The following is a 12,264-nucleotide window of genomic DNA, read 5'->3' on the forward strand; positions in this document are numbered from 1 at the left end:
GGGGAAAACAATATGCTGCGTTGGACCGACGAGCAACAAATGCTAAATAAAATGGTGAGAGATTTTGCGCAAACCGAAATCTTGAAAGCGGTACCTCTTATGGAAGAGGAGGATCGCTTTCCAATAGAAGTCGTCAAGCAAATGGGAGAGCTTGGACTAATGGGAATTCCTATTCCAGAGAAATATGGCGGAGCAGGAATGGATTACACTGCGTATATTCAAACCATTCATGAGATATCAAAGGTGAGTGCAACGGTAGGTGTTATTTTATCCGTCCATACATCTGTCGGAACGAATCCGATTCTTTATTTTGGTACGGAACAGCAAAAGGATTTCTATCTTCCTAAACTGGCAAGTGGTGAATATTTAGGAGCTTTTGCTTTAACAGAACCGAATGCAGGATCGGATGCAGCAAGTCTAAAAACAAAAGCTGTGAAAGACGGAGAGGCATACATTTTAAATGGGTCGAAAGTGTTTATTACAAATGGTGGTGTGGCTAATACATATATCACCTTTGCGCGTACAGGAGAAAGAGAAATTAGTGCGTTTATCGTAGAGCGGGATACTCCTGGACTTATCATTGGTAAACCAGAGAAGAAAATGGGGCTACACGGATCCAATACAGTGACACTGACACTTGATAATTGTCGCATTAGCAAAGAACAACTTTTGGGAGAAGAAGGAAAAGGGTTTAAAATTGCCATGCATAATTTAAATGTCGGTAGAATTGGTATAGCGGCTCAAGCGCTTGGAATAAGTGAAGCAGCGCTAGAGCAGGCAACAAAGTATGCCAAAGAACGAAAGCAATTTGGCAAGTCAATTGCAGAAAACCAAGGCATTTCCTTTAAATTAGCGGACATGGCAACTCGGACAGAGGCAGCTAAACTACTCGTCTACCAAGCGGCTCATTTCGTAGAGCGTGGTGTAACATCAGGGAAAGAAGTTTCCATGGCTAAATTATATGCTTCTAAAGTAGCTGTCGATAACGCTATTGAAGCGGTGCAAATATTTGGTGGTTACGGCTATACGGAAGATTATCCTGTTGAACGACTGTTCCGTGACGCAAAAGTTACGGAAATATACGAAGGCTCGAGTGAAATTCAACGCATGGTAGTAGCTAAAAATTTACTCAAACAATAAGGGAGGGTTTGTCCATGAATTTTGATCTTACGGATGAACAAAAGATGCTTAAAAAAATGGTACGCGAATTTGCGGAAAATGAAGTAGAACCTTCAGCGGCAGAACGAGATGAAGAAGAGCGATTTGATCGGGGAATTTTTGATCAGATGGCAGAACTTGGGCTAACGGGAATTCCTTGGCCAGAAGAATATGGCGGGATTGGCTCTGATTACATGAGTTACGTCATAGCTGTTGAAGAATTGTCACGAGTATGTGCTTCCACAGGTGTCACTTTATCTGCACATGTATCTTTAGCGAGTTGGCCGATTTATAAGTACGGTTCAGAAGAACAAAAGCATAACTTTTTGCATCGCTTAGCAACGGGAAAGGCGTTAGGTGCCTATGCTTTATCCGAACCTGGTGCTGGAAGTGATGTTGTGTCTATGTCAACAACTGCAAAAGAAGATGGGGGCAGTTACATTTTAAACGGTAATAAAGTGTGGATTACCAACGGCGAGGTAGCAGATATGTATATTGTTTTTGCTAAAACAGACGCTAATGCTAAGCATAAAGGTATGACAGCATTTATCGTTGAAAAAGGAACAGAAGGATTTTCATTTGGTAAAAAAGAAAAAAAGCTCGGAATTCGATCTTCACCGACAACGGAATTAATTTTTGAAAATTGCCGTATACCAAAAGCAAATCGACTTGGTAACGAAGGAGAAGGGTTTAAAATAGCGATGAGCACGTTAGATGGTGGGCGAAATGGTATTGCGGCACAGGCATTAGGAATTGCGCAAGGTGCTTTGGATGCTGCGACCACTTATGCCAAGGAAAGGGTGCAATTTGGTAAGCCAATTGCAGCAAATCAAGGTATTTCGTTTAAATTAGCAGACATGGCTACAGAGGTAGAAGCTGCTCGCTTACTGACGTATCAAGCAGCTTGGTTGGAATCACAGGGTATGGAATACGGCAAGGCTTCTGCTATGTCGAAGTTGTTCGCAGGTGATGCCGCGATGAGGATTACGGTGGAGGCTGTACAAATATTTGGTGGTTACGGATATACGAAAGATTATCCTGTCGAACGATACATGCGAGATGCAAAAATCACCCAAATATATGAAGGAACAAATGAGATTCAACGTCTCGTCATTGGTAGGATGCTTACAAAATGATATTTTAACTCTTTAACATGAAGCGGACTGTAAGGTGATATCTGTTTACAATGTGTGTGATGTCGCGTTCGTATAGTTTTTGTGTTTTACGCTATTAGCTACTACCGCATGTGGGAATCTAAGTGCTTAATGGGAAGGAGTGAAGGAAATGAACTCGATCCTTTCTTCCATCAAAGATCCGTCGTTAATTGAAAAGCGACGAAATCAAATTATTAGATCCGCGATCAGTTTGTTTGAAAAAAAGGGGTTTCATAGGACAACAACTAGAGAAATTGCCAAAGAAGCCGGGTTTAGCATTGGAACTTTGTATGAATACATTCGTACAAAAGAAGACATTCTATTTCTTGTTTGCGACTCCATTTATTTACAGGTGCGTGAACGTTTAGAAGCACAAATTGACCCAGATAATTCTTCCTTGGCACATTTTATAAATGTAATTCGTTCCTATTTTTATTTAATGGATGACATGCAAGAAGAAGTCATCATTATGTACCAAGAAGTGAAGTCGTTAAAAAAAGAGAGTAAAGATTATGTACTACAGAAAGAAAAAGATATGGTGTCTATGTTAGAGCGAGTTATTGCTAAATGCTTTCCTCATTCCTTAAACTCGAATGAGCGGCAACTCCTTGCCAATAATATTTTTATTCAAGGGCAGATGTGGGGGTTTCGGAGATGGATGTTACAAAAGCAATTTACACTGGAGGCATACATGGATAGCCAAATTCAATTTCTAATACAATCTATTCAGGCTAAATCCTCGAGCGATAAATGTTAAAGAAAGCTGGAATGACAACTCGCCCCGAAACCAAGAAGCTTTGTATGAGTATAACATTTCTCATGCGAAGTTTTTCTTTTCGCGCTTATAGAGGGGATAGTTTTTTAAGATTCATCGTTTCATTCAAGCGACGATGTTCTATCGTCATAAAGGATTGTGATAGCTAAGTTTCTTTTAACATAAATAATCCTATGATTTAGTCTGTTTGGAAGAGTGTCTTCAACGTGTGACGTATAAAGTGTTCGTGCAGGTGTTCAAGGTTATCAAAGAAAAAGCACCAAGAATAAGGATGGACAATCCAGCTAGAAGACCAAAAAATGGTTCAAATTAATGCTTGCTTTCAACATACCTTGTGCATGATGAAAAAGGAAAAATACACTATCCGTTTATTGAGTAATTGGATTGTGAAATAGCCGGCGGATATAGTATAAAAAAGCGATAGTTGATTCTGTTAAGTTAGCGGAGGAAAAACGGGGAGACTTCTCGAAATTGAACAATCAGCTTCTTCTTGCGATGTTTCGCTGACGCAGCTCTCTTTGTCCGGTAGGAAATCGCAATGGGAATACCCGAAAAAAAGCGAACGGCTTTTTTTCGAGGAGGCTCAGCTCCAACCCATGGAAATCGTAGTGTTTTTCCGCAACGGTCACTATCTACATTTTACTTGCATTTTTTCTTCTTTATCTCTAGCATAAACTATATAATTTTGTTTATAATGTATGGTATGGTTAAAGTGGTTTCAATTATGTTGTTTCTATCCATTACAGAGAAATACAGGGATAGAACAAAAGTAGGTTTCATAATATATTATTCGTGTGTGTTCAAACAGATAACCATTTCTATTATGCGACCTCATTATCATGAAATAAACGGTATAGAAGCCATCAATATAAATTAAAGGGAGTGCATGACCGTGAGCTTAAATCAATATAGCCACGAAGAAATTCAAAAAATGCCAATGATTGAGTTGGCTAGCTTGTTACTGGAAGAAGAAAGAAAATCATTTCACTTTAAAGACTTATTTAATCGTTTAGCAGATTTGAAAGGCTATACAGAAAAGCAAAAGAAAAATGCGATTGCACAATTTTATACAGATTTAAATGTTGAAGGTAGATTTCTTACTGTTGGCGAAAATATGTGGGGATTAAAGCGTTGGTACCCTGTAGAAAAAATGGATGAAGAAGTAAATGTTGCTCCGAAAAGAAAGAAGAAAGCAAAGAAGAAAAAAGACGAAGATGAGTTGGATATTGTTGATGAGGATATTGAGATTTTAGATGATGATTTAGATATAGATTTAGATTATGATGCAGAAGAATTAGACGAAGATTTTGACGATGAAGTATATGACGAAGATTTGGATGAAGCATATGACGATGAAGATGAAACTGAGGATAGAAAATAGATAATGAATACAATGCATTTGGAAATTTAAAACATCCTTTAAAGCCTTGACTTTTTTTAATGAGGTCAGTACAATTTATCTTGGGCTCTTTTATTTTAATTGACAAAGCGTTTCCTCGGTTGATTGGGGAGACGCTTTTATTGTTTTTGCTAGAGTTTTATGCTGGTTGTTACGCATGCGAAACAAGTTAAGTGAGAGAAAATAGCTCCTAAGCGATAGATTCATGTAAGAATCTTTACGTTATATACCTATGTGGTACTTAGGCATCCAGTAAGCAATTAGCTTACTGAATAAAGTTTTCATTATCGCATTTCACAATATAGAGAAAGAGGGAAAGAAAAGATGACCAAGTATATTTTTGTAACTGGAGGAGTTGTATCCTCTTTAGGAAAAGGAATTACAGCTGCTTCATTAGGAAGGTTATTAAAAAATCGTGGTTTACAAGTAACGATCCAAAAATTTGACCCTTATATTAATGTTGACCCTGGAACGATGAGTCCTTATCAACATGGAGAAGTTTATGTGACAGAAGATGGTGCGGAGACAGACTTAGATTTAGGTCACTACGAACGCTTTATCGATATTAATCTAAATAAATATAGCAATATTACAACGGGTAAAGTGTATTCAAGTGTCATTCGCAAAGAACGACGTGGAGACTATTTAGGTGGAACAGTTCAAGTTATTCCACATATTACGAACGAAATAAAAGAACAAGTATTCCGTGCGGGTGAAGCGACAGGAGCAGACATTGTTATAACGGAGATTGGCGGCACCGTTGGTGATATTGAATCATTACCTTTTTTAGAAGCTATTCGCCAAATTAAAAAAGATGTAGGCAGGGACAGCGTTATGTATTTGCATTGTACCCTTGTTCCTTATATTCAAGCTGCTGGTGAAATGAAAACAAAACCCACACAACACAGTGTTAAAGAATTACGTTCATTAGGAATTCAGCCAGACGTTATCGTGTTACGAACCGAACAAGCGATTAGTAAAGAAATGAAAGAAAAGATAGCTTTGTTTTGTGATATAAATGAAAAAGCTGTTATAGAAATGTTAGATGCAGATACATTGTATCAAGTACCGATTGCTTTACAAGAGCAGCGATTAGATGAGCTCACTTGTAATCATTTTGGGCTAGACTGCAAGGAAGCAGATATGGAAGAGTGGCTGGAGCTTCTAAACAAAGTGCGTCATCTATCCAAAACAGTAGATATAGCTTTAGTGGGGAAATATGTGGAGCTTCCTGATGCCTATTTATCTGTAGTAGAAGCATTGAAGCATGCTGGATTTATGTATGATGCTGATATTCGTGTACATTGGGTGAATTCGGAGTTGCTCGATGAGAAAACGATTCATGAACAATTACAGCATGTAGATGGGATTTTAGTACCTGGAGGATTTGGTGATCGGGGTATTGAAGGGAAAATCACAGCTATTCAATACGCACGTGAAAATAAAATTCCGTTCCTAGGCATTTGTTTAGGTATGCAATTAGCTACTGTAGAGTTTGCTCGCAATGTTGTAGGTCTTTATGGTGCGCACTCTTCAGAAATTGATCCTGACACAGCATACCCGATTATTGATTTGCTTCCAGAGCAAAAAGACATCTCGGACCTTGGGGGCACATTGAGACTTGGTATTTACCCTTGCAAACTAAAAGACGGTACAAAAGTGAAAGCCGCTTATAATGGTGCTGATTATATTGAAGAACGCCACCGTCATCGTTATGAATTTAATAATGTTTACCGTGAGCAAATGGAAGAATACGGTTTTGTATTTTCTGGCACAAGCCCTGATGGTCGTTTAGTAGAAACGATTGAAATTGCAGATCATCCTTGGTTTGTAGCGAGTCAATTTCATCCAGAATTTACATCGCGACCGACTCGAGCGCAAGCTTTATTTAAAGGCTTTGTTGGAGCGGCAGTTGATTTTCAGAAAGCATAAGGAATTTATGAATAAGGGATATGTTAGAAACGGGAGTCGGGATGAAGGTAGGCGGCTCCCTTTTTTATGGTCTAGGAAATTGGAAATTATAAAATTTAGCAGCTGTGGATAAACTTGCTAAGTTATTTAGCCACTTCCGACGCAAGCGCCTAGCAACTAGGCGACTTCATTCCATTGCTCTAAGATAAGTCATCGTCGGTTCGTTCTAAATAGGAAGGCCGACTAAAGACGGGTTTGCCGGAGGGCGCCGGCATACTCCTGTTGCAGGAGCATGATTCCTAAAACTTCAGTTGCTTCGTTCCACTCGCTACGTTGCTAACCGGGCGCCCCGAGCCTTTGTTCTTATTTTATTTATACGATAGAAAAGTATAAAATTGAAAAACTACAGATTTCGCCATAGGACTTGGCGACAAGCCAAGTTTCTCTAAGATAAACAGCCAATGCAGCAGGATATCTGTTATGTAATAGAGAATAGTATTGTTGGGGGCAAATGATTTGGAAAGGGGAAGTTAATAGTGAAAAAAACAATCCTTGTTGTTGATGATCAGCCAGGTATCTGTATGCTATTAACGGATATACTAACGGAAGAAGGATATCATGTGGAAACTGCTAGCACCGGAAAAGAAGGGCTAGAAAAGATGAATACTTCCGTTTATCATTTAGTGTTGATGGATTATCAATTACCGATATTCAATGCATTTGAAGTAGTAAAGCAGTTGGAAAAGCCAAACAATCAAATCCCTGTAATTGTCATGACTGGTATGACAGAAGGTATTGTTCGAGAAAAAGAAGATTGTAATAATATTGTAACCATTCTTAGTAAACCATTTAATATTAAGGAAGTTTGCGAATTGGTTCACTCCATTTTGAAATAATTTCACAAGCGTATTGTTGCGACTTTGTGTAGTTGTTGGTATTCTATTAATGTAATTTATTTTGACATAGGTGTAATGTTCATCTAGAGGAGGATATACATGCCATTAGTATCAATGAAAGAAATGTTAGAAAAAGGAAAAGAAAATGGTTATGCAGTTGGTCAATTTAACTTAAATAACCTAGAGTACGGTCAAGCCATTTTGCAAGCTGCAGAAGAGGAAAAATCTCCTGTTATTATCGGGGTTTCTGAAGGTGCTGCAAGATATATGGGTGGTTTTAATGTTGTTGTTGCAATGGTGAAATCACTAATGGAAGCATATGGCACAACTGTACCTGTTGCGATACATTTAGATCACGGTTCAAGCTTTGCGAAGTGTGCGGAAGCAATTCATGCTGGTTTCACTTCTGTTATGATTGATGCGTCTCATGATCCATTAGAAGAAAATATAGCTGTTACGAAAAAAGTCGTGGAATTAGCTCACATTCATGGTGTGTCTGTGGAAGCTGAACTAGGTACTGTCGGTGGACAAGAAGACGATGTAGTTGCCGATGGAGTTATTTATGCAGATCCAAAAGAGTGTAAAAAATTGGTTGATGCAACAGGTATTGACTGTTTAGCTCCTGCACTTGGTTCTGTTCATGGTCCTTATAAAGGGGAACCAAACCTTGGCTTCAAAGAAATGGAAGAAATTTTAAATACAGTAGAACTTCCTTTAGTACTTCACGGAGGTACAGGTATTCCTACAAAAGATATTCAACGCGCTGTTTCACTTGGAACTGCTAAAATTAATGTAAATACAGAAAATCAAATCGCTCAAGCGAATAAGGTACGTGAAGTTTTGAACGAAAACCCTGATCTATATGATCCACGTAAATACTTAGGACCTGGTAAAGATGCGATTAAAGAAACAGTTATTGGTAAAATGCGTGAATTTGGTTCATCACAAAAAGCATAAACGTATTTCTTATCTTATACAAGCTCATGCTTTATAATATGAAGATAGATTGCTTTAAAAACAAGCTAAGTTTTTTATACAATATGTGAAGGGGGCAGGAATTTATGAAATTCTTTATTGATACAGCTAATATTGATGAAATTCGTGAAGCAAATGCACTTGGTGTTCTAGATGGGGTAACCACAAACCCTAGTCTTGTAGCAAAAGAAGGTGTATCTTTTCATGATCGTCTGCAAGAGATAACGAATGAAGTGTCTGGCTCGGTTAGTGCCGAAGTAATTGCAGAAGATGCAGAGGGCATGATACGAGAGGGAAAAGAGCTTGTAGCTATAGCTCCTAATATTACAGTGAAGGTTCCCATGACACTAGAAGGCTTAAAGGCAGTGAAAGCATTCAGTGATTTAAACATTAAGACGAACGTTACACTTATTTTTAATGCAAATCAAGCTTTGCTTGCTGCTCGTGCTGGTGCAACTTATGTGTCTCCTTTTCTTGGTCGCCTCGATGATATTGGGCATAACGGAATGGATCTAATTGAAACGATCGCTGATATTTTTAGGAAGCATAGCATTCACACTGAAATTATTGCTGCATCAATTCGCCATCCTTTACATGTTATAGATGCTGCACAGAACGGTGCACATATAGCTACTATTCCATTTAAAGTACTTCAGCAACTCGTGTCACATCCATTAACAGATCAAGGAATTGAAAAGTTTTTGGCTGATTGGAATAAACAAAAATAGTTGCATATAATTGGAAATGTTGTACAACCTAAGAGACAAGGCAGTGTTTACTGCAATAAAGATTGCAAGTAAATGTGGGCGCATGGATATGCGCTCGCATGTTCCTTGCTTAAGTGAGGTTTTTACATGCAAAAAATGTTCGTTGAAGGTGGTCATTTTTTAAATGGCAAAGTTCGTATAAGTGGAGCGAAAAACAGTGCTGTCGCATTATTACCTGCTGCTATATTGGCTGACTCTGACGTGACGATAGAAGGACTTCCGCAAATATCTGATGTGTACACATTAGGGGATTTACTAGAGGAAATTGGAGGTTCGGTTTCCTGGGATGGACAAACCGTGCACATTGATCCTTCTAAGATGATAGCGATGCCGCTGCCAAATGGAAAAGTGAAAAAACTAAGAGCATCGTATTATTTTATGGGTGCAATGCTTGGGAAATTTAAAAAAGCGGTTATTGGGTTACCTGGTGGCTGTTTTTTAGGGCCTCGACCTATTGACCAGCATATTAAAGGTTTTGAAGCACTTGGAGCAGAAGTTACGAATGAACAGGGAGCAATATATTTGCGTGCGAAGGAATTGACCGGTGCACGTATATACCTAGATGTTGTTAGCGTTGGGGCAACGATCAATATTATGCTTGCTGCTGTAAAAGCAAAAGGAAAGACCATTATAGAAAATGCAGCTAAAGAGCCTGAGATTATTGATGTAGCCACTTTGCTTACAAATATGGGTGCAAAGATTAAAGGCGTTGGTACGGATGTGATTCGCATAGAAGGCGTTCCTCATTTAAACGGCTGCCGTCATACGATTATTCCGGACCGCATTGAAGCAGGAACATTTGCTATAGCAGCTGCTGCTATGGGAAAAGAAGTAACAATTGATAATGTCATTCCTCCACATTTGGAGTCACTATTAGCAAAGATGCGGGAAATGGGCGTTCCTATCGAGGAAAATAATGAGCAACTATTTATTGCGCCAAAGCAACCTTTTAAAAGTGTAGATATAAAAACACTCGTATATCCTGGCTTTCCTACAGATCTACAGCAACCGTTTACAACGCTGCTAACAAAAGCAGAAAGTACTGGAGTTGTTACAGATACGATTTATACGGCAAGATTGAAGCATATTGACGAGTTACGCAGAATGAATGCTTCCATTAAAGTGGAAGGTGGATCTGCCATTGTGTCAGGCCCTGTGCAATTACAAGGTGCTAAAGTGAATGCTACGGACCTTCGTGCTGGAGCAGCATTAATTATTGCCGGCTTAATGGCTGAGGGAATTACTGAAATAACGGGATTGGATCATATCGATCGCGGGTACGAAAAGATTACAGAAAAACTGACGAACTTAGGTGCAAAAATTTGGCGCGATACGATGACGCAGGAAGAAGTTGAAGAACTACAAAATTCGTAACGTCATACGATAGAAAAGCATATAATTTTAGGTTTATGAAGCAAAACGACGGCGTATATATGGATAATTAAGCTTTTCTAATAGGATAGTTAAGTTATATAATGCAGTTGAATAGTTTCATCTATAAATCATATGTCGTATACTAGTTGTGTAAAGATGATTTAAGAAGAAATCAGCTTGTTAAAGAGAGAATGCTTTTGTCAAACTTCTTCTTGGGATGAGGACAGTTTACAAAAGGGAGAGGTTAACTTTGGAAAGAAGCTTATCAATGGAATTAGTAAGAGTTACGGAAGCCGCAGCTTTAAAATCAGCACGTTGGATGGGAAGAGGTAAGAAAGAAGAAGCAGATGATGCAGCGACAACCGCTATGCGTGCTGTTTTTGATACAATTCCAATGCAAGGTACGGTCGTCATTGGCGAAGGAGAGATGGACGAAGCACCTATGCTATATATTGGAGAAAAGCTCGGTACAGGCAATGGACCAGGGGTTGATGTGGCTGTTGATCCTCTAGAAGGAACGAGTATCGTGGCAAACGGCTCTTGGAATGCACTTTCTGTAATTGCAATAGCAGATAAAGGAACATTATTACATGCACCAGATATGTATATGGATAAAATCGCAGTAGGCCCTGAAGCAGTTGGTACAATTGATATTAATGCTTCTACATTTGATAATCTACAAGCCGTTGCTAAAGCAAAAAATAAAGCGGTAGAAGATGTAGTAGTAACTGTTTTGGATCGCCCACGTCACCATAAATTAATTGAGGAAATCCGCGAGGCTGGCGCTCGCATTAAACTAATTTCAAATGGTGATGTTGCAGGAGCTATTAATACAGCTTTTGATGAAACTGGAGTGGATATTTTATTAGGAATTGGCGGAGCTCCAGAAGGTGTTATTGCAGCTGCTGCTCTTAAATGCTTGGGGGGAGAAATACAAGGTAAGTTGGTTCCTGCAAATAAAGAAGAATCCGATCGTTGCTCGAAAATGGGTATTAGGGATATTAATAAAGTATTGTATATGAATGATTTTTGTAGCGGGGATGACGCCATTTTTGCTGCTACTGGAGTTACAGATGGAGAATTATTAAAAGGCGTTCAATTTAAAGGAACGAATGCTACTACTGAAACAGTAGTTATGCGAGCAAAAAGTGGAACCGTTCGCTTTATTGATGGTACACATAGCTTGCAGAAAAAACCAGATTTCGTTATAAAATAACAGGTATACTTCACTTCATAATGGGGAATGAATAGAACATATATTTTATTACAAAGCTTGCAAGGAGCGAGCTGATTTCTACTTCGAGATCGAAACTAAGGAAAACTCTAAACGGGGTAGCTCGCTCCTTATCTTTTCACTGTTATGTAACAAGGAAGCTACGCACACCAGCTTCCTTTTCTTTACACTATGGGCGAATTTACCATAAAGAGTGGGCGATAATCGTATGAGAAAAGCGCAAGTTTCCGTAGAAGATTAGATTTAGCCTAAGTATTATAAAAGATTTTATAAGATGATTGTGGATAACAGGTGAGGAGAAAGATAATTTCTTCATAGATTTCGTCGTAGTTTATGTTTTAATGTCAACCATTACGAGGAATACCCCGCTTTGAATTGTCTTGCATTTTATCAATTCTGTTTTATTTCAAGATTCCTTCACATATGCTAAAATGAACCTAATATAATTTGTGGAATTAAATAGCGTTATACGGTTGAATTTTGCATGTTAAAAGAGTAAGATGGTATATGTTTATAATTTATGTGTTATGTTGAACTTCGAATCTAGCTTCCCTACAAAATATCTTCATTTCTTCGAAGACAGGCTTTCCAATAAAGAAGTGAAAAATTCTATTTGATTTC

At 38.5% G+C, this 12,264-nt stretch carries 10 protein-coding genes; all 10 read left to right on the forward strand.

Annotated features, from left to right (window positions below):
* Positions 1–12 precede the first annotated feature (12 nt).
* The 10 genes from D9780_RS20595 to glpX all read left to right on the forward strand — a co-directional run bounded on the left by D9780_RS20595 (position 13) and on the right by glpX (position 11,625).
* Positions 13–1,140: an acyl-CoA dehydrogenase gene (locus D9780_RS20595; protein ID WP_121641356.1), complete on the forward strand. Its 1,128-nt coding sequence runs from the start codon at positions 13–15 to the stop codon at positions 1,138–1,140.
* Between the two features lie 14 nt (positions 1,141–1,154).
* Positions 1,155–2,294: an acyl-CoA dehydrogenase gene (locus D9780_RS20600; RefSeq protein WP_121641357.1), complete on the forward strand. Its 1,140-nt coding sequence runs from the start codon at positions 1,155–1,157 to the stop codon at positions 2,292–2,294.
* 148 nt (positions 2,295–2,442) lie between these two features.
* Positions 2,443–3,069: a TetR/AcrR family transcriptional regulator gene (locus D9780_RS20605; RefSeq protein ID WP_121641358.1), complete on the forward strand. Its 627-nt coding sequence runs from the start codon at positions 2,443–2,445 to the stop codon at positions 3,067–3,069.
* Between the two features lie 910 nt (positions 3,070–3,979).
* A complete protein-coding gene (rpoE, locus tag D9780_RS20610) occupies positions 3,980–4,468 on the forward strand; it encodes a DNA-directed RNA polymerase subunit delta (protein ID WP_121641359.1) in 489 nt (162 codons plus the stop codon).
* Between the two features lie 342 nt (positions 4,469–4,810).
* Complete coding sequence (locus tag D9780_RS20615) at positions 4,811–6,418, forward strand: CTP synthase (RefSeq protein ID WP_121641360.1); 1,608 nt, start codon at positions 4,811–4,813, stop codon at positions 6,416–6,418.
* Between the two features lie 515 nt (positions 6,419–6,933).
* Entirely contained in the window at positions 6,934–7,293 is a 360-nt protein-coding gene (locus D9780_RS20620) for a response regulator (RefSeq protein ID WP_073009203.1), read from the forward strand.
* A 99-nt stretch (positions 7,294–7,392) separates the two neighbouring features.
* A complete protein-coding gene (locus D9780_RS20625) occupies positions 7,393–8,250 on the forward strand; it encodes a class II fructose-bisphosphate aldolase (RefSeq protein ID WP_073009206.1) in 858 nt (285 codons plus the stop codon).
* Positions 8,251–8,354: 104 nt separating this feature from the next.
* Positions 8,355–8,996, forward strand: coding sequence for a fructose-6-phosphate aldolase (gene fsa / locus D9780_RS20630; RefSeq protein WP_121641361.1), 642 nt, complete (start codon positions 8,355–8,357; stop codon positions 8,994–8,996).
* Between the two features lie 126 nt (positions 8,997–9,122).
* The gene (locus D9780_RS20635) at positions 9,123–10,409 is read left to right on the forward strand and encodes a UDP-N-acetylglucosamine 1-carboxyvinyltransferase (protein ID WP_121641362.1); all 1,287 of its coding nucleotides are present in this window, start codon (positions 9,123–9,125) and stop codon (positions 10,407–10,409) included.
* A gap of 250 nt (positions 10,410–10,659) precedes the next feature.
* Positions 10,660–11,625, forward strand: a complete 966-nt coding sequence (gene glpX, locus D9780_RS20640) for a class II fructose-bisphosphatase (protein WP_073009214.1) — start codon at positions 10,660–10,662, stop codon at positions 11,623–11,625.
* The last annotated feature ends 639 nt before the right edge of the window (positions 11,626–12,264 follow it).

It is taken from the genome of Virgibacillus sp. Bac330, assembly GCF_003667845.1.
Lineage (GTDB): Bacteria > Bacillota > Bacilli > Bacillales > Amphibacillaceae > Virgibacillus > Virgibacillus chiguensis.